This window comes from Afipia sp. Root123D2, from assembly GCF_001425835.1.
Taxonomy (GTDB): domain Bacteria; phylum Pseudomonadota; class Alphaproteobacteria; order Rhizobiales; family Xanthobacteraceae; genus Afipia.
In genome coordinates, this window is record NZ_LMDP01000002.1 from 1,045,676 (window position 1) to 1,063,711 (window position 18,036).

Here is an 18,036-nt window from a genome sequence, read left to right on the forward strand (position 1 = left end):
GGCTCGCATCCACCGGCATATTGATTGGATCGACCGTTAAACATCGGTATCGTCAGCAATGTCGCTGCCCGGCTCACCCTCGCCCACCGCGCCGAGGTCATCCCCGCCGAGATCGGCCAGTTCACACTCGATACACTCGACGTCCAATCGCAGCGCCCCACCACCGGCAAACATCAGGAGGACACTGCCGCCAGGCTTCTTGCCGGGGTGGAATTCCAGCCCGAGCAGGTCGAGCGTCATATCGGGCTTGTCCATGTCGAGATTGCGCGACTTGCAGGCCAGCACCCGGTCGAACCGCAGCGCGGTGATCAGCCGGCGGGCTGCCGGCGGACCGGACAGCGCATGATCCCAATCCAGACGCCGCATGCCGGCGACGAGCCGTTTCTCGCTCTGCCGCCAGATGATGTCGCCGATCCGCACCGAGGCCTCCTGCACGTGCGCAGAAATCACCGCGAGGTCGTCTTCATCGAGAGCAATCAGCCGGGGTTGGTTCGCCATAACAGCCCATCACGTCAGGCGCGTGGCCGCCGGAGCGGCTGCAGCGCGTTCCACATGAAAAAGGATTACCCGCTGATGCGCTCGATGGTTGCGCCGCAGGCCGACAATTTTTCCTCGAGTCGCTCGAACCCGCGATCGAGATGATAGATGCGGTTGACCATGGTTTCGCCTTCGGCCGCAAGCGCCGCAATCACCAGCGAAACAGAGGCGCGCAGATCGGTCGCCATCACCGGGGCGCCCTTCAATTTGGGAATGCCGTCGATGATCGCCGTTTCACCATCCAGCGAAATCCGTGCGCCGAACCGTGCCAGTTCCTGGACGTGCATGAAGCGGTTTTCGAAGATCGTCTCGGTGATATGCGAGGCGCCCTTGGCGCAGGCCATCAGCGCCATCAACTGCGCCTGCAGATCGGTCGGAAATCCGGGGAACGGCGCAGTCGCAACCTTCACCGGATTGATGCCGGCGCCGTTGCGCGTGACACGGATACCTTCGTTGTTCGGCGTGATCGTCGTGCCGGCCTCGGTCAGCACGTCGAGCGCGGACTGCAGCAACTCGGGCCGCGCGCCGGCCAGTTGCACATCGCCGCCGGTCATCGCGACAGCCATCGCATAGGTGCCGGTCTCGATGCGATCCGGCAACACTGTGTGCCGCGCCGCGCCAAGCTTCTTGACGCCCTCGATCACGATACGCGTGGTGCCCGCGCCGGAGATTTTCGCACCCATCTTGTTGAGGCAATCGGCAACATCGACAATCTCGGGCTCGCACGCCGCATTGGTGATGACGGTGGTGCCGTCCGCCAGCGTCGCCGCCATCAGCGCTACATGTGTGCCACTGACAGTGACCTTGGGAAACTCGATCTCGGCGCCAGTCAAACCCTTCGGGGCTTTCGCCACGACATAACCGCCGTCGATGACGATGTCGGCGCCAAGCTTTTCCAGCGCCATGATGAGCAGGTCGACCGGACGCGTGCCGATAGCGCAACCGCCCGGCAGCGAGACCCGCGCTTCCTTCATCCGCGCGATCAGCGGCGCGATCACCCAGAAGCTCGCGCGCATCTTGGAGACAAGGTCGTAGGGCGCGGTGGTGTCGATGATGTTGGCAGCGGAAATATGCAGGGTCTGGCCCTGATACTCGTGATCGCCGGGACGCTTGCCCGCCGCCATGATGTCCACGCCGTGATTGCCGAGAATGCGCTGCAGCTGCGCGACGTCCGCAAGCCGGGGCACATTGTCGAGAATCAGCGTTTCATCGGTCAGCAACGCCGCGATCATCAGCGGCAGAGCCGCATTCTTCGCGCCGGAAATGGGAATCGTGCCGTTGAGCTTGTTGCCGCCGACGATACGAATACGATCCATGCCAAACCTGCTTTGTTGCTGCGCACAACGTATTAGCGTGTTTTTCGCCGAAGAGGAAACGGCGGCTGCCCGGCTCGAGCAAGGATTTTATCCAAGCAATATCAAAGGCATAACTTAAACAGCCCGCCGCTCGTCATATAGCTATGCGACGCCGGACGGCGCAGGACGAAACCTGAGCGCGGCGAACACGATCGCCATGCCGAAAGCCGCCAGCGTCACGCCTTGCGCGATCAGGAACGGCTGCTCTGTTTGCGTCGGCGCCAGTGCCTTCAACGGCGCGACCTTCTGGAACGCCTGCACGATCAGGACGAAAACGTTCAGATAAAGCGACAACAGCGCCGTCACCACATACGCCCGCGCCACACACCGGAGAGATGCCGGCCGTAAAGCGCGTACAGCGCCGCCGCGAGCAGCACGAGCGAGATGATGCCGACGATATGGGACGGCAGCAGCATCTTGGCAGGCAGCAGGAATCCGGTGGCGCTGGTCAGAACCGTGGTGATGAGAAACCAGGCCGTCCAGCCCTTGCGGGGGCTCCGAGCCGAGCAAACCGGCCATCACGACGAACCCTGTGGCAATCCCGATCAGGCTCAAAGCGACATGGATGAAAAGCATGGGGGTCATTCCGAAGATCATGGCAACCTCCTTCATGAAAGCCGCATGCTACGGTTCCGGCCGGGAAATATCCATCACCCTGCTTGCCGGAACGGCACTTATTACTAATGGTCAGTCCGCCTCATCCGCCATCGGCTTGTCGACGTTTCCCCTGTCCCGCAACGCTTTGTCGTCCTCCGGCGTGACGACCGCCTGGTCGGTCCGGCCCCGCGCCTGCGATTTGCGCCGCTTCAGGTTTTCGCGCAGCGCTGTCCGCAACCGTTCCTGACGGGCCCGTTCGCGCTCATCGTTCATCGTCAATGTCTCCGGTTGAGGATCGCCGACAGCCGGACGAATATCACGGGCAACGACACCTGCGATATGGTGCGCGTAAGCTGCGCCTATCGGCTCTTTCAGGGAGACCAACGATGAGCAACCTGTCCGCATTGGCGCTGCCGGCGCGCCGCACGCTCGACGGCTGGCATCGCTTTGTCGCAACCGGCAGTGTGGAAGTGCTGCGGCCTTTGCTGGCCGAAAACATCGTGTTCCGCTCACCTTTCGTCGTCTCCCCGATTCCCGGACGCGAAGCAACGGTGCTTGTTCTGACCACCGTGGTGAAGATTTTCGAGAATTTCCGCTATCACCGCGAATTCACGGCTGGTCCCGCCGACGCGGGACTCGAATTCAGCGCCAATATCGGCAAATGGCAACTCAAGGGCATCGACCTGATCAGATTCAATGAGGCCGGCGAAATGGCCGAATTCGAGGTCATGGTCCGCCCGATCAAGGCGCTGCAGGCGTTAGGAGAGGAAATGGGCGCGCGGATCGGCCCCCAACTGGCGAAATTCAAGGCGGCTTCCGGAACCTGACCGGCCAACCGCAATTAGACGGCGTCAGCGCTTGCGCCGCCCCGGCCCTTATGGCAAGGATCGGCGCGCCTTCGGGGCTTTTGAGCCGATTCCGTATCGGGCGCTCCCAAGCCTTTATGGTTTTGAAAGCGTTTGCGGTTCAAACCTTGCGCTTAAGAAGTCTGGCGTTCGCTGCCGTAGCTCAGTGGTAGAGCACTCCATTGGTAATGGAGAGGTCGACAGTTCAATCCTGTCTGGCAGCACCAGCCAAACTCTTGAAAAATCAATAGCCTACTGAATAGGTAGAGCGCCGCCCCTGATATGCAGGGGTGTTGCACGATGGTTTTGATAATGCCCTGCCCGACCTAGGCCCGGCTCCGATAACTGGTACTTCCGACGAAAGATCCCCGCCGATGTGCGGGCGATCATCGCAAGCTCCCGAAGACCAGCGGAACTGATACAAAACTCACGTCGCCATATCTCTCGGGATGGCAGATCGCAGCGCTGCCAAGGCGAAGTGCCCGTCGTGGCGGCCGCATTAGAGCGGCAGATCAAGGCACTTCGCGAAGATCGAGGACAGCCCAACCACGCTTGGCGATACATCTTCAAGACCCGAGGCTTAGAGGCCGGGATCAAGGAGGCCGTTCTGGATGCTATTTCCGGCCACGCCCTAAGCATCAAGGCGGCACACCAAGGTCACGCTCAAGGCGCGGCCGAGGCGATGGCAAAGTTTTCCGCGCTATCCACTCACGTAGACCGTGGTTATAAGAATTGCGCTGCAATCGGCGTGGGGCGGACACCGTTCCGCACCATGTCGAACTGATGCTCGACATCCACCTCACCTTGACGACGCTCGCCTCGGTCCTCATCATCTGACGCTTCGTCGAGCGATAGTACCGTTAGATGCCGTGGGTTAAGAAGCGCCAAGGTGTCGCGAACTTTACGGTGAGGATGGTGACGAGTGCGCTGGAGTAGGTGGGCGGGACTGACGATCGCTCTCGTGTTCCTTGCTGGAAGCACATGGGCTTTGATTCGCAACCCGTTCAGCACCCCCGAAGCTGCACTTGCAGCCTTTTATAAGGACGAACCGGGTTTTGAATGCACGCTAGCCGCTCCCCTTCGCCAAGCGGGGACTGCGATAGTGCCTCTGGTCATCGCGGAGCTACCAAAGCGTTCGATGCCCCGACGCCGTTACGCCATCGCGTTTCTTGGGGATGGGGGCTACCGAGAGGCTCTTCCTGCGCTCGAAGTGATCGCAAAGGACGGGACGGAATTGGACTACTTTAGAGGCGATGCGCTTCTGGCGATCTCTCAGATCGATCTCGACCTTGCGCGAAGGCTCTCCGGTGAGCTTGCGGCGGCTACCGGGCATCTTGGCCGCATGGCACAAGCCGTCTTACAAGGCGGCTATGCGTTGAAGCAGCTCCTCGATCATTCCTGCGGGTGAATGTTAAGAAGCTACCACAGGACCGCGCCAACCCCATTCAAGCCGCCCAATCCCGTTGATACAGCCCCGTCGCCTTGCGATTCTACGAGAGGTGAAATCCCCCTGCCAATCGTGGACCATCTACATTTGGCAAATCATCGTCAGCAATGGGCATCACCATGCATCATCACCGGCATAACCAACCGTCGTCACCCGAACAGCGGAAGAACAGGTTTGAGCCGTCAGCGGTGTACCCGATCAGTTCACGGCAGAGCCACTTGACCGATCACTCCGCAAAGAATTACCACAAGCCACGGCGGCATCTTCCAGATAAACAACAGTACAAATGCACTTAACCCAAGAGCGTAGTCGAAATGATTTGTGATGCCTGCTGTCCAGACCGGGTCGTAGAAAGCAGCGAGCAAAAGACCAACTACCGCCGCGTTGACACCAGCCAACATCGCCTGTGCCGCTGGCTTCTTGCGTAGGACATCCCAGAACGGAAGCACACCAATCACCAGCAGAAAAGACGGCAAGAAGATGCCGACCAAGCAACCCACGGCCACCGTCCACCCGCCGATGACCGCACCTAAGTACGCGGCAAAGGTGAAGAGAGGACCGGGCACCGCTTGGGCAGCGCCGTAACCCGCGAGGAAGGCGTCATTGTTCACCAACGCCGGAACAACTTCTGCCTTGAGAAGCGGAAGGACGACATGACCTCCGCCAAACACCAACGAGCCAACACGATAGAAAATATCGAACAGTCTAATGAGCGAGTTGTCCGCCATTGAGGCTGCTAAAGGCAATCCTACAAGCAGAGTTACGAAAACGACGAGCGATGACACGCCCACTGTGCGGTTGACGGGTAATGGCAAGACCGTTGGATCGTTGCTCTGTATACCCTTGATACAGACCAACCCCACAATCCCCCCAAACAAGATGCCCACGATCTGACCCCATGCGGAGGGCGCAAGGATCGCAAGGACCATCGCAGCGACGGCCACAGATGCCCGCATCCGATCTGGCGTTAGAGTTCTTACCATACCCAAAATAGCCACCGCGACCACGGCGACCGCGGCCACGCTAAGACCATGCAGCCAACCGCTGCTAGAATTGCCCCCGACAAATGCCAGGCCATACGCAAACAGGATGAGCATAACCGCGGAAGGCAAGGTGAAGGCCGCCCATGCAGCGAGCGCACCCAAATAGCCTGCGCGTGATAGGCCGATAGCAATGCCGACTTGGCTCGACGCGGGCCCTGGCAAAAACTGACAAAGCGCAACGATATCCGCATAGCTGCTATCGGTCAGCCACATACGCCTCTCGACAAACTCCGAGCGGAAGTACCCCAGGTGGGCGACGGGGCCGCCGAATGATGTCAGCCCCAACTTGAGAAATGCGAGGAATACTTCGACGGCGTTACCCTTGGAGATTTTGCGGTTCATCTACCCAGCCCTGCACTGCAGTCCATTCACCCCAACATTATGCGACGCCGGTAAGCACTTTTTCATTGAGGGAACGATACCTGTTCGTCTCAGCCGGGCGTTCAGAGCATGTTGGCAGAACACAAACAAGCCGCTTCAAGAGTTCAGTTACTTGACTTACTCCGCCTTGTGGCTGTTGCAGCAGTGATCGCCTATCACTACGGCTTTCGGGGGCCGCCATCACATGGGGTTACTCAGGTCGCCCTCCCTTGGATAGCGAGCTTCGCACAGTACGGCTTTCTCGGCGTTCCTATCTTCTTCGTGATCAGCGGCTTCGTGATTGCGTATTCGGCCGAGGGTCGAACTGCTACCGGATTTGCTATCGCGCGGTTCAGCCGCATCTATCCGACCTTCTTGTTCTGCATGACGCTGACTTTTGTCGCGATGCTAACCATGGGGTCGCCGCACTTTGACACTTCATTTGCCCAGTGGGGCGCTAACCTTTTCATCGCAGCTCCAGCCCTTCGCTATTCCTACATGGACGGTGCTTACTGGTCGCTCGTCGTCGAAGTGATCTTCTATGCTTGGGTCGCGATCCTGATAGCTACGAAGGTCTTTCCGCGCCGTCTTGATCTGATCGTTCTGATCTGGTTGGGCATTACGTTTGCAAACGAGCTGACCATTGATGCTTCTATCTTCGAGCGGCTCTTCTTAGCCGACGATAGCGGCTTCTTCGCGGTCGGGCTGATGATCTACGCGTTCTATCGCGGCAGGCGCAACGCAAAACTCTATACTATCTTTGCCCTGTCTGTAGGAACTGCCGTATTCCAGTGCCTTCATCGCGCGACCCGCATTGACTCACCGACGGGCGTTTCATTCGACAACGCAGTGATAGTGGCTATCTGCCTCGCATCCATCACAATCATTTTCTTTGCAACTCGTATTCGGCAATTCTCCCTGCCGGAAAACCTCGTTGCCGCAATCGGCGGATTAACCTATCCGCTTTATCTCCTGCACCAGCAGATAGGGTATGTGATTTTCAATGCTATCCAGCCCGCTGAGGTCACTTGGGCCGTCGCAGCGGTTATCGGTGGGATTGTGTTTCTATCGTGGGTCGTTTGGCGCTTTGTCGAACGTTTCGCTCAGCGGTGGACTAGAAACGCACTGACCGCGCAAGCGACGCGCTTGGGATGGCCGATCTCAGTTTCACGGGTCGCGCCGCCGACTGTCGCGGAACGGTCGCTGGCGTGAGTCGCTGCGGAGAACGAAGCCGCACGGGATGGAGCATTTGCACCACCGCTCTTTCGATCTCATTGAGCATCCTGAGGGTACCGAACAGCAATTCCAGGATGCATAAAGTCCACATCGGTGGCACACAGCGGACACTGAGGCCAAGGTTGTCCTTGTTTCACGGGCTGTTCGGCATCGTCAGGCGGAATTCAATCCTGTCTGGCAGCACCAGCCAACCTCCTGAAATGATTGATCGTTCCGCTCTGCGGAAGTCATCAAAAACATTCAATTTTCCAAATTTTATTAACCCCCTCCCCCGATACTGCGCCCGGGCTGAATTCGCTGAAGACGCCAAGGGGCGGGGGACATCATGGCTTTGCCATTTCAAATCGGAACACGAATCCGGGCCGGCGTAGCTCGCGTTCGGGAAGGCCTTGGCCGCATCAAGCTGGGTGTGCGCGGCAGCCTGTTTCTCGCCTTCGCGGTCATCGCCGCAATGGCGATCGTCATCAGCGCTAGCGCCAGCGCCCTGCTCGGCCAGCTCGGCGGCAGCATGGGCACGCTCAGCGGCCGTGACATTCCGCGCCTGGCCGCGAGCCTTCAGCTTTCCGCCCTGAGCAACGATCTCGCCGCCCAGGGGCCGGCGCTGCTCAATTCGGAAAGCGAGGACGCCCTGGTCGAGCGCACCAAGAACATGAAGAGCTTGCAGGCCGCCGCGATGGCCAAGCTTCAGGAAATCAAGGACCTCGGCGCCGACAGAACGGTGGTCGCCTCCCTGCAGGAGACGGTCAAGAGTCTCGACGACACCGCGACCAGCCTTGGATCTGCGGCGCGCGAACGTCTCGACCTCGTCGCCCAGCACAACTCGACGTTCGAGAATGCCCGCAAGGCGCACGCGTTTGCCGTCAACATCATCGGCTCCGCCGTCGACACCGCGAAAAGCAACATCAACACGATTCTCGCCAAGCCCGATGCCGACCAGCTCGAAGCCGTCAAGGCAATGCGGGTGATCGACACGCTCGGCAGCCTGCTGGCCGACGTGAACTATGCCGCAAGCAATATCAACGGCGCGGCGATCGCGACCACGACGGAAAAGATCGAGGATCTGCAGCACACCTTTGCGGTGACCAGGGACAGCATCGAGGGATCGATCAAGGCGCTCAGCCTCGACAACGGCAACAGCCAGATCGGCGATGGCGTCAAAACCCTGCTGGCGTTTGGCGACGGCAAGACCAGCGTCTTCAAACTTCGGCAGAAGGAGCTGGATTCTGCCGACTTCGGCAAGCTGATCCTCGACGAGACGCGCAAGCTCAACCTCGGCCTCGGCATGAGCGTGAAGCAGCTGACCGAAAACGTCCGGCAGGAAACCAACGCATCGACCGCGGCCGCGCAGGAAAAAATCTCGTTCGCAAGCATTGCGATGCTCGCGCTCGGTGCATTGACGCTGATCGGTTCGGCGCTGTTCGTCTGGCTCTATGTCGGGCGCAATATCCTGCGCCGTATCGCCAACCTGCAGCACGCCATGCAGCGGCTGTCCGAGGGCGACCTTGAGGCCGAAGTGCTGCGCAGCCGCCAGCAAGACGAAATCGCCGTGATGGCACGAGCGCTGGAAATCTTTCGCGACAGCATGATCCATTCACGCAGCATGAGCGCCGAACAGGACAGGGATCGCGCCGCCAAGGCGGAGCGCACTTCGCGCATGGAGCAGCAGATTGTCGGATTCGAGGACAAGGTGCGCGCGGCGCTCGACGGTCTGATGCATTCAGCCAACTCGATGCAGACGACCGCCGAGGGCATGTCCACCAGCGCGGATCGTTCGAGCGCGCTCGCCAGCGCCGTCGCTTCCGCGGCGGAAGAAACCTCGGTCAACGTCCAGACCGTATCGTCAGGCACCGAGCAACTGTCGTCGTCGATTTCCGAAATCAGCCGGCAAGTGACCAATTCGGCGCAGATCGCCAGCGCCGCGGTGGCGGACGCCGGCAAGACCGACGTCACGATGCAGGGCCTTGCCGACAACGCCAGCCGGATCAGTCACGTCGTCGATCTCATTCAGGAGATTGCATCGCAGACTAACCTGCTCGCGCTCAACGCAACCATTGAAGCCGCGCGCGCCGGCGACGCCGGGCGCGGCTTCGCCGTGGTCGCCGCTGAAGTGAAGAGCCTCGCCGATCAGACCGCGAAGGCCACCGAAGAAATCCGCTCGCAGATCGCCAGCATGCAGCAGGTGACCACATCGGCGGTCGGTGCGATCCGCAACATCGGCCAGACCATCGGCGAGATCAACGAAGTGACAACCGCGATCGCGGCTGCGGTCGAGGAACAGGGCGCGGCTACTCGTGAGATCGCGCGCAACATCCAGCACGCATCGGGCGGCACCACCGAAGTCTCGAGCAACATCGTCGGCGTCAGCCAGGCGTCAGCGGATGTCGGCACGGCTGCCACCGAAGTGCTGACGGCATCCAGCGGATTGCGGCGTGAAGCCGATACGTTGCGCGCCGAGATCGACGCCTTCCTGTTGAACATTCGCGCGGCGTGATCGTCCATCACCACGGACGCGTGATGCCGGAATAGCGTCTTCAGATTGACTCAGTGCCGATGCATGGTCCTTGCCCTCACGGGCAGGGACCATTTTACGTGTGCAGGTCAAAACCCGACGACGCGAAACCGGGCGCGGCACCTCGAGCGGCCGCCTCCCCTTCATTCGCCGGAACCGGCGTGTAGACCTGACCCGATTTTAAACAAATCTGCCGGCGCGCGCATGGCATCCATGCCGCCGCACGTCACAAAACGCGAGATTGGGCTGGCGCGGTATGATTTGCCGCGTTAAGCCGATGGGGACAAACGCGATTGCGAGACGATGGACATCAAGACTTCTTCTGTGAAAACCGACGCCATGACCGCAGCCTCCGACGAGTTGCGCTATCCGATCGAGACTCCGCCAGCGCCCGATCAGGCGATCGAGGTCGCGCCCGGCGTCCCGTGGATTCGTCTCCACCTGCCGTTCCGTCTCAATCATGTGAACGTCTATCTGGTGAAGGATGGCGATGGCTGGACGCTGATCGACACCGGCATCGGCAATGAAGCAACCATCGCGGCATGGACAAAGCTGTTTGAGGGTCCGCTCGCCGGGATGAAAATCACCCGCCTGATCGTGACGCATGCCCATCCCGATCACGTCGGCCTCGCCGGCTGGCTGGTCGAACGTTTCAAGTGCTCGTTCTACATGTCGCAGGTCGAATATCTGCAGGCGGTCTATCACCAGAGCCGCGGCACCGAAGATCGCGTGCTGAATCAGCGGATGTTCTTCCGCCGTCACGGCATGGACGAAACCATCACCGACAAGCTGCTGGGGCGCGGACAGGATTATCTCAAGCGCGTATCCAGCCTGCCGCCGTTCTATCATCGGCTGTCCGACCAGCAGGAAATTTCGATCGGGACACGCACCTTCAAGGTGATTACCGGCGGCGGTCATGCACTCGATCAGGTGATGCTGTACTGCGCCGCCGACAAACTGTTCTTCTCGGCCGATCAGGTTTTAAGCAAGATCTCGCCTAACGTCAGCGTCTGGGCGGTCGAGCCCGAAGCCAACGCGCTCGGCGAATATCTGACGTCGCTGGCGAGCCTGTCGCGCATGCTGCCCGACGACGTGCTGGTGCTGCCGGGGCACGGCGTTCCGTTCTTCGGCGTCAAGACGCGCATCAAACAGCTGGCGGATCATCACGAGGAACGTTGCCAGCTCATCGCCGATGCATGCCGCGCGGCGCCGAAAACCTCGGCGGAGCTGGTGCCGGTGGTGTTTCACAAGCATGTTCTCGACCCGCATCAGACCGGCTTCGCGGCCGGCGAGTTGATCGCCCACGTCAACTACATGCTGGTGGAAGGCCGTCTGGAGGCCGTTGAGCAGCCCGACGGCGTGGTTCGCTTCAAGGCCGTCTGATTGCGCCGTTTGATCTGGGTCAAATCCCCTCAGGGATTGGCTGTATTGACGATTTGCGCCTCGACATCAAACCTGGAAAAGCTCTAAAAGGCTGGTGTCGCGCTCGGTATACCAGCCGGAAGCCCGAGCCGACCCGTGTTCCCGTCCAGGGTTTTTGTGATGGATTACAACAAGTTCTTCGATATCGCCGTCAACCGTCTGCATGACGAGCGCCGCTACCGCGTGTTTGCCGATCTGGAGCGCATAGCCGGCCGGTTTCCTCATGCAGTCTGGCATTCGCCGAAGGGTGAGCGAAACGTCGCGATCTGGTGCTCGAACGACTACCTCGGCATGGGCCAGCACCCGAAGGTCATCGGCGCGATGGTCGAAACCGCGACCCGCGTCGGCACCGGCGCCGGCGGCACGCGCAATATCGCCGGCACCAACCACGCGCTGATCCAGCTTGAGCGCGAGCTCGCCGACCTCCACGGCAAGGAAGCCGCCCTCGTCTTTACCTCGGGCTATGTCTCGAACCAGACCGGCATCGCAACGCTGGCGAAGCTGATTCCGAATTGTCTGATCCTGTCGGATGCGCTGAACCACAACTCGATGATCGAAGGCATCCGTCAGTCCGGCTGCGAACGCATCGTGTTCCGGCATAACGACGTCGCGCATCTCGAAGAATTGCTGCGCGCGCACCCGGATCGTCCCAAGCTGATCGTCTGCGAAAGCCTTTATTCGATGGACGGCGACATCGCGCCGTTGGCGAAGATCTGCGATCTTGCCGAAAAATATGGTGCGATGACCTATGTCGACGAGGTTCACGCCGTCGGCATGTACGGGCCACGCGGCGGTGGCATCGCCGAACGTGACGGCGTGATGCATCGCATCGACATTCTCGAAGGCACGCTGGCGAAAGCGTTCGGCTGCCTCGGCGGCTACATCGCCGGCAAGGCCAACGTCATCGACGCTGTCCGCTCGCACGCGCCGGGATTCATTTTCACCACGGCATTGCCGCCGGCGATCTGCTCGGCCGCGACCGCCGCGATCCGCCATCTCAAATCGTCGGGCTGGGAGCGCGAGCGCCAGCAGGACCGCGCCGCGCGGGTGAAGGCGATCCTGACGGCGGCAGGTCTGCCGGTGATGTCCAGCGACACGCATATTGTCCCGGTTTTCGTGGGCAATCCCGAATTGTGCAAGAAAGCCTGCGATATCCTGCTCGAAGAGCACGGCATCTACATCCAGCCGATCAACTATCCCACGGTCCCCAAGGGCACCGAGCGCCTGCGCATCACGCCGTCGCCCTACCATGACGACGTGCTGATCGATCAGCTCGCGGAAGCGATGCTGCAGGTGTGGGAGCGGCTCAACCTGCCGCTGCATGCGAAATCGCTAGCGGCGGAATAACGCCGCCCCGCTTTTCCTTTCCGAGGTTTTGCTAGAGAGCCGCGCGCAATCCCGGCCGCTCGACGTGTTGCGACAACACGATGCGCATCAGGTCGGCAGCATTGCGGGCGCCGAGAGCTTGGCCATGATCCGGGCGCGATGAACCTCGACGGTGCGCGGACTGATGCCAAGGCGCCTTCCTGCCTCCTTGTTCGACGCGCCACGCGCGATCTGCGCAAGCACTTCCCGCTCGCGCCCAGTGAGAAGCCGACGCCCCGGAAAATCCGCCAGACCGTCCGCGTGCCCGGCTATCGACTGGCGATAGTTTGCCACCGCCTCGCGCACCCGATCAGCCATCGCACTCGCTGAGAACGGCTTCTCAAGAAAATCCAGCGCACCGTTCTTGATGGCGGCAACCGCCGTGGTGATGTCTGACTGACCGGACATCACGATGATCGGCGGGGCAAACCGCCGGTCGGCCAGTTCTTTCAGTACCGCAAGCCCCGAACAGCCGGGCAGATGAAGATCAAGAATGACGCAAACCGGCGCGGCGATTCCGACGGCCTGGAGGAACGACGGTCCGTCCTCGAAACTCCGCGTTGAGAAGCCGTCGATCCGGAGCAACAGGGTGAGCGCATCGCGAACCGAAGGATCGTCATCGACAATGAAGACCAGCGCATCTGTCGGTGAGGATGGGAGCATGTTGCCCATTCCTTCTTCTGAGTGGTAACTACATATTTATGCAACTAATGCGTGTATATGCTGATTCGCGGTATTCGCCAATGGTTCGAGACGATTGGCCCACGAACCAATTTCCAACCGGCCGGAAAACGCCTTAGATGACACAAGAGCGACCATGATCGGGCAAGAGAGCTTGCCGGCCGGTTTCGCGAGGGAGCACCGCAGATGCTGCAGAACGGGGTCGTGATCGCAGCCGCGTTCGGCTACATCGGACTTCTGTTCGTGATCGCTTTCTATGGCGATCGCCTCAGCCAGTTCCAGCGCGCCCGCGCCGGCATCATGATCTACCCGTTGTCGCTGGCGATCTACTGCACGTCGTGGACATTCTTCGGGTCGGTCGGCTTCGCGACTCGTACCAACGTCGAATTCCTAGCGATCTATATCGGACCGATCTTGATGATCGCGTTCTGCAAGCCGCTGACCCTGCGCGTTATCGAACTCGCCAAATCGCAAAATATCACATCGATCGCTGACTTCGTCGCCTCGCGTTACGGCAAGAGCCAGGCAGTTGCGGCGATCGCCGCGATGATCGCGATCATCGGATCGGTGCCGTATATCGCGCTTCAGCTCAAGGCCGTGGCCTCGTCGCTCGAAACCATTCTGAGCAGCGACCAGGACGTTTCCAAGATTCCGTTCGCCGGCGACATCGCCCTGTTCGTGACATTGGCGCTGGCACTGTTTGCCGTCCTGTTCGGAACACGCCAGTCGGACGCGACCGAACACCAGCACGGCCTGATGCTCGCGGTCGCGACCGAGTCCATCGTCAAGCTGGTCGCGTTCCTCGCCGCCGGCATTTTCGTCACCTTCTACATGTTCGGCCCCGTCGACCTGATCGAGCGTGCGATGAAAACGCCGGAGGCGTTGCGCGCCATCGACTATTCGCCGTCGATCGGCAATTTCCTCGCGATGACGCTGCTGTCGTTCTTCGCCATCCTGCTGCTACCGCGCCAGTTTCACGTCAGCGTCGTCGAGAATTCCAGCGAAGAGGAAGTCGACCGGGCGCAGTGGCTGTTCCCGCTCTATCTGATCGTGATCAACATCTTCGTCATCCCGATCGCGCTGGCCGGATTGATTACCTTCCCGTTCGGCGCCGTCGACAGCGACATGTTCGTGCTGGCGTTGCCGATCGAGGCGGGGTCGCCGATCATGAGCGTCATCGTGTTCATCGGCGGATTGTCGGCGGCGACCGCAATGGTGATCGTCGAATGCGTGGCACTGGCGATCATGGTGTCGAACGACATCGTCGTGCCACTAGTGCTGCAGCGCGGGGCGTCGTCCCCGACAGCGCGGCCGGATTTCGGCGGCTTCCTCCTGAAGGTTCGCCGCGCCGCAATCTTTGCCATCATGCTGATGGCTTATTTCTATTACCAGGCGCTGGCCAACATTCACCTCGTCGCCATCGGTCTGCTGTCCTTCGCGGCGATCGCGCAGCTTGCCCCCGCCTTTTTTGGCGGCCTGATCTGGCGCCGGGCAACCGCACGCGGCGCGCTGGGCGGCATGCTGGTCGGCTTCGCGGTGTGGGCTTACACGCTGTTCCTGCCGAGTTTCGCCGACGTCTATCCGCTCGGCACCTTATGGCTCAAGGAAGGGCTGTTCGGGATCGCGGCGCTGCGGCCGCAGAACCTGTTCGGCAGCGAGTTGCCGCCGCTGATCCACGGCGTGCTCTGGAGCCTGTCGCTCAACGTGCTGAGCTACATCGTGCTGTCGCTATGGCGGCAGCCGACGTCGATCGAGCGATTGCAGGCGGACCTGTTCGTGCACAGCGAATTGACGCCTATGGCGCCGAATTTCAAGCGCTGGCGCACCACCGTGACGGTGCAGGATTTGCTCAGCACGGTGGCGCAATATCTCGGCCCGGATCGCGCGTCGCGGTCGTTCGAGGCGTTCGCAGCGACCAATCGAGTCAATATCGACCGAGGTTCACCTGCCGACTTTCAGTTGCTGCGCCACGCCGAACATCTGATCGCCTCGTCGATCGGCGCCGCGTCGTCGCGGCTGGTGATGTCGCTGCTGCTGCGCAAGCGCGCGGTTTCCGCCAAGGCGGCGCTGAAGCTGCTCGACGACGCTCATGCCGCGCTGCATTTCAACCGCGAAATGCTCCAGACCGCGCTCGACCACGTCCGTCAAGGCATCGCCGTGTTCAACCCGGAATTGCAGTTGATCTGCTCGAACCGCCAGTTCGGCGAAATCCTCGATCTGCCCGCCCATGTCGTGCAGATCGGCATCCCGCTCAGCGAAATCCTCGAATTCATCGGCAAACCGGGAAACGCAACTCGGGAGGACTATCTGCAGAAGCGCCTCACCGCCTACACCACCGACGGCGAGCCGTTCCTCGAGCGGCTGCCGGACCGTAACATGGTGATCGAGGTGCGGCCCAACGCCATGCCGGGCGGCGAACTGGTCGTCACTTTCTCCGACATCACACCGAGCTTCGAAGCAGCCGAGGCGCTGGAGCGCGCCAACGCGACGCTGGAAAAGCGCGTGCGCGAACGCACCGAGGAACTGACGCGCCTCAACAGCGAACTGGCGCTGGCCAAGATCACCGCCGAGGAAGCGAACATTTCCAAGACGAGATTCCTTGCGGCGGCGAGCCACGACATCCTGCAGCCGCTGAACGCCGCGCGGCTCTACGTCACGAGCCTGGTCGAGCGCCAGAGCGGCGGCGAGAACGCGCGCCTGGTCGACAACATCGACGACTCGCTCGAAGCCATTGAGGAGATTCTCGGAGCGCTGCTGGATATTTCGCGCCTTGATGCCGGGGCGATGACACCGTCGATCTCGAATTTCAGAATGAGCGATCTGATGCGCTCGCTCGAGGTCGAGTTCACGCCGATCGCGCGCGAGAAGAATCTCGATCTGACGTTCGTGCCGTGTACTCTCGCAGTTGCGTCAGACCGCGTTCTGCTGCGCCGCCTGCTGCAGAACCTGATCTCGAACGCCATCAAATACACGCCGAAGGGCAAGGTGCTGGTCGGCTGCCGGCGCGCCGGGACATCCCTCAAGATCGGAATTTACGACACCGGCCTCGGCATTCCATTCCTGAAGCGCGGCGAGATCTTCAAGGAATTCCACCGGCTCGATCAAGGCGCGCGCATCGCCCGCGGCCTCGGGCTCGGACTATCCATCGTCGAACGTATCGCGCGCGTACTGGGGCACGGCATCGCCATCGATTCGACCCGAGGCGGCGGATCGCACTTCTCCGTCACCATGCCGATCGCAAAGACTGTCACCCATGTCGCGACGCTGACCGGCGCCAGCGCCCACCTTTCAGCCCGGACGCCGATGAGCGGCACCACCGTCGTCTGTATCGAGAACGACCGCGCGATCCTCGACGGCATGAAGACGCTTCTCAGGGGCTGGGACGCCAATGTGATCGCGACCGTTGATCCCGCTGCCGCCATGGAAGCCATCGCCGCTTCCGGAAGTCCGATCACCGGGCTGCTCGTCGACTATCATCTCGATCGCGGCAACGGTATCGCCACCATCAGGGACATCCGCCAGAAATTCGGCGCGGACATTCCGGCGATCCTGATTACGGCCGACCGCAGTCCCCATGTTCGCGAGGCGGCCCGCGCCGAGCGTATCGTGGTTCTCAACAAGCCGGTCAAACCCGCCTCCCTGCGAGCGCTGCTCGGACAGTGGCGGGCACAACAGATGGCGGCGGCGGAATAAGTGGGAAGGCGTCAGCCGGGCGTATCGCCCTGACGCCACTGGCCGCCGGAAATCTTGGCGGCGACGATCACCGCCTGGGTCCGGCTTTCGACGCCGAGCTTTTGCAGGATCGCCGAAACGTGGGCCTTGATGGTCGCCTCGGAGACGCTGAGCTCGTAGGCGATCTGCTTGTTGAGCAGCCCCTCCGACAGCATCATCAGCACCCGGACCTGCTGCGGGGTCAGCGTCACCAGACGATCCCGCAGTTTCATCATGTCGGGATCGACCGTGGCCGACAGGTCGACATCGGACGGAATCCAGATGTCCCCGTTCATCACCTTGCCGATCGCTTCGCGCAGGGTCTCGACCCCGAACCGCTTGGGGATAAAGCCCGATGCGCCGAACTCCATGGAGCGACGGATCGTCGCACCGTCATCGCTGGCAGAGACGATCACCACCGGGATTTCAGGGTACTGGGCGCGCAGATAGATCAAACCCGAGAACCCGCTGATCCCAGGCATTGCGAGATCCAGCAGAACCAGATCGACCTCGCCGTTCTGCTCCAGAAAGGCGGTAAGTTCTTCGAACGAGCCAACCTCATCGATGCTCACAGACGCCACCACACTCGCGACGGCCTCACGCAAAGCCCCGCGAAATAAGGGGTGATCGTCAGCAATCACAAGATGCGTGGTCGACACTGCGGTCATCTGATCCATGCGATCGGCGTGGGAAACCTGTTTCAACCGGCGTCACTCCAGCATGCCGCTCATACATCGCTGAACGTGAACGGCGTTGCAAGCGGTGGTGATGCGAAGCCTTAACGGCCGCTGGCATCCCAAATGCCTGTCTGTGCAGCCTATCACGCTCGCACCCCTGCCGCCTATGCCGCATCCCAAAGTCTAGCCTAGTGGAATTTGGGTCAAATGTTACCGTTATTGCGAACTCCTCTCGTTATCAACTGACACAA

13 protein-coding genes, 1 tRNA gene and 1 pseudogene are annotated in these 18,036 nt (G+C 60.9%); 8 read left to right on the forward strand and 7 right to left on the reverse strand.

Going from position 1 to position 18,036, the window contains the following annotated elements; all coding sequences use genetic code 11:
• Nucleotides 1–36 precede the first annotated feature (36 nt).
• The 4 genes from ASC80_RS14130 to ASC80_RS14145 all read right to left on the reverse strand — a co-directional run bounded on the left by ASC80_RS14130 (nucleotide 37) and on the right by ASC80_RS14145 (nucleotide 2,762).
• Nucleotides 37–498, reverse strand: a complete 462-nt coding sequence (locus tag ASC80_RS14130; RefSeq protein WP_056298150.1) for a DUF2948 family protein — start codon at nucleotides 496–498, stop codon at nucleotides 37–39.
• Nucleotides 499–563: 65 nt separating this feature from the next.
• Nucleotides 564–1,853 (reverse strand): UDP-N-acetylglucosamine 1-carboxyvinyltransferase, encoded by a 1,290-nt coding sequence (gene murA, locus ASC80_RS14135; protein WP_056298151.1) that lies wholly within the window; start codon nucleotides 1,851–1,853, stop codon nucleotides 564–566.
• 141 nt (nucleotides 1,854–1,994) lie between these two features.
• The gene (locus tag ASC80_RS24645) at nucleotides 1,995–2,198 is read right to left on the reverse strand and encodes a hypothetical protein (protein WP_349509662.1); all 204 of its coding nucleotides are present in this window, start codon (nucleotides 2,196–2,198) and stop codon (nucleotides 1,995–1,997) included.
• A 381-nt stretch (nucleotides 2,199–2,579) separates the two neighbouring features.
• Nucleotides 2,580–2,762, reverse strand: a complete 183-nt coding sequence (locus ASC80_RS14145; RefSeq protein WP_056298154.1) for a hypothetical protein — start codon at nucleotides 2,760–2,762, stop codon at nucleotides 2,580–2,582.
• A gap of 113 nt (nucleotides 2,763–2,875) precedes the next feature.
• Here ASC80_RS14145 and ASC80_RS14150 point away from each other — a divergent pair, with 113 nt between their 5' ends.
• The 3 genes from ASC80_RS14150 to ASC80_RS14165 all read left to right on the forward strand — a co-directional run bounded on the left by ASC80_RS14150 (nucleotide 2,876) and on the right by ASC80_RS14165 (nucleotide 4,742).
• On the forward strand, nucleotides 2,876–3,316 hold the full coding sequence (locus ASC80_RS14150) for a nuclear transport factor 2-like protein (RefSeq protein WP_056298157.1): 441 nt from the start codon (nucleotides 2,876–2,878) through the stop codon (nucleotides 3,314–3,316).
• Between the two features lie 170 nt (nucleotides 3,317–3,486).
• Nucleotides 3,487–3,561: transfer RNA gene (locus ASC80_RS14155), tRNA-Thr, on the forward strand.
• Between the two features lie 875 nt (nucleotides 3,562–4,436).
• Nucleotides 4,437–4,742 carry a hypothetical protein gene (locus tag ASC80_RS14165; protein WP_156464396.1) on the forward strand — a complete coding sequence of 102 codons (306 nt, stop codon included), beginning with the start codon at nucleotides 4,437–4,439 and terminating at the stop codon, nucleotides 4,740–4,742.
• Nucleotides 4,743–4,984: 242 nt separating this feature from the next.
• Here the strand turns inward: ASC80_RS14165 and chrA are convergent, their stop codons facing one another.
• The gene (gene chrA / locus ASC80_RS14170) at nucleotides 4,985–6,166 is read right to left on the reverse strand and encodes a chromate efflux transporter (RefSeq protein WP_056298165.1); all 1,182 of its coding nucleotides are present in this window, start codon (nucleotides 6,164–6,166) and stop codon (nucleotides 4,985–4,987) included.
• Between the two features lie 108 nt (nucleotides 6,167–6,274).
• Between chrA and ASC80_RS14175 the strand changes: the two genes are divergently transcribed.
• The 4 genes from ASC80_RS14175 (at nucleotide 6,275) to hemA (ending at nucleotide 12,698) form a co-directional block, all read left to right on the forward strand.
• On the forward strand, nucleotides 6,275–7,396 hold the full coding sequence (locus ASC80_RS14175; RefSeq protein WP_056298169.1) for an acyltransferase family protein: 1,122 nt from the start codon (nucleotides 6,275–6,277) through the stop codon (nucleotides 7,394–7,396).
• A gap of 349 nt (nucleotides 7,397–7,745) precedes the next feature.
• A complete protein-coding gene (locus ASC80_RS14180) occupies nucleotides 7,746–9,911 on the forward strand; it encodes a methyl-accepting chemotaxis protein (protein ID WP_082512578.1) in 2,166 nt (721 codons plus the stop codon).
• 321 nt (nucleotides 9,912–10,232) lie between these two features.
• On the forward strand, nucleotides 10,233–11,312 hold the full coding sequence (locus ASC80_RS14185; RefSeq protein ID WP_056298172.1) for an MBL fold metallo-hydrolase: 1,080 nt from the start codon (nucleotides 10,233–10,235) through the stop codon (nucleotides 11,310–11,312).
• A 159-nt stretch (nucleotides 11,313–11,471) separates the two neighbouring features.
• Nucleotides 11,472–12,698 (forward strand): 5-aminolevulinate synthase, encoded by a 1,227-nt coding sequence (gene hemA, locus ASC80_RS14190; protein ID WP_056298175.1) that lies wholly within the window; start codon nucleotides 11,472–11,474, stop codon nucleotides 12,696–12,698.
• A 31-nt stretch (nucleotides 12,699–12,729) separates the two neighbouring features.
• On the opposite strand, the pseudogene ASC80_RS14195 reads toward hemA, so the two are convergent.
• Nucleotides 12,730–13,388 (reverse strand): annotated as a pseudogene (locus tag ASC80_RS14195) (response regulator transcription factor).
• Nucleotides 13,389–13,583: 195 nt separating this feature from the next.
• Between ASC80_RS14195 and ASC80_RS14200 the strand changes: the two are divergent.
• Nucleotides 13,584–17,090, forward strand: coding sequence for a PAS domain-containing hybrid sensor histidine kinase/response regulator (locus ASC80_RS14200; protein WP_056298178.1), 3,507 nt, complete (start codon nucleotides 13,584–13,586; stop codon nucleotides 17,088–17,090).
• 11 nt (nucleotides 17,091–17,101) lie between these two features.
• Here the strand turns inward: ASC80_RS14200 and ASC80_RS14205 are convergent, their stop codons facing one another.
• Nucleotides 17,102–17,776 (reverse strand): response regulator transcription factor, encoded by a 675-nt coding sequence (locus tag ASC80_RS14205; protein WP_056298986.1) that lies wholly within the window; start codon nucleotides 17,774–17,776, stop codon nucleotides 17,102–17,104.
• Nucleotides 17,777–18,036: the final 260 nt, after the last annotated feature.

What these genes read in the sequence shown, in the direction of transcription:
- ASC80_RS14205 (WP_056298986.1), bottom strand. Translation starts at nt 17,776, where the DNA reads ATGACCGCAGTGTCGACCACGCATCTTGTGATTGCTGACGATCACCCC.
- ASC80_RS14175 (WP_056298169.1), top strand. Translation starts at nt 6,275, where the DNA reads ATGTTGGCAGAACACAAACAAGCCGCTTCAAGAGTTCAGTTACTTGAC.
- ASC80_RS14185 (WP_056298172.1), top strand. Translation starts at nt 10,233, where the DNA reads ATGGACATCAAGACTTCTTCTGTGAAAACCGACGCCATGACCGCAGCC.
- murA (WP_056298151.1), bottom strand. Translation starts at nt 1,853, where the DNA reads ATGGATCGTATTCGTATCGTCGGCGGCAACAAGCTCAACGGCACGATT.
- chrA (WP_056298165.1), bottom strand. Translation starts at nt 6,166, where the DNA reads ATGAACCGCAAAATCTCCAAGGGTAACGCCGTCGAAGTATTCCTCGCA.
- ASC80_RS14150 (WP_056298157.1), top strand. Translation starts at nt 2,876, where the DNA reads ATGAGCAACCTGTCCGCATTGGCGCTGCCGGCGCGCCGCACGCTCGAC.
- ASC80_RS14130 (WP_056298150.1), bottom strand. Translation starts at nt 498, where the DNA reads ATGGCGAACCAACCCCGGCTGATTGCTCTCGATGAAGACGACCTCGCG.
- hemA (WP_056298175.1), top strand. Translation starts at nt 11,472, where the DNA reads ATGGATTACAACAAGTTCTTCGATATCGCCGTCAACCGTCTGCATGAC.
- ASC80_RS14200 (WP_056298178.1), top strand. Translation starts at nt 13,584, where the DNA reads ATGCTGCAGAACGGGGTCGTGATCGCAGCCGCGTTCGGCTACATCGGA.
- ASC80_RS14180 (WP_082512578.1), top strand. Translation starts at nt 7,746, where the DNA reads ATGGCTTTGCCATTTCAAATCGGAACACGAATCCGGGCCGGCGTAGCT.
- ASC80_RS14145 (WP_056298154.1), bottom strand. Translation starts at nt 2,762, where the DNA reads ATGAACGATGAGCGCGAACGGGCCCGTCAGGAACGGTTGCGGACAGCG.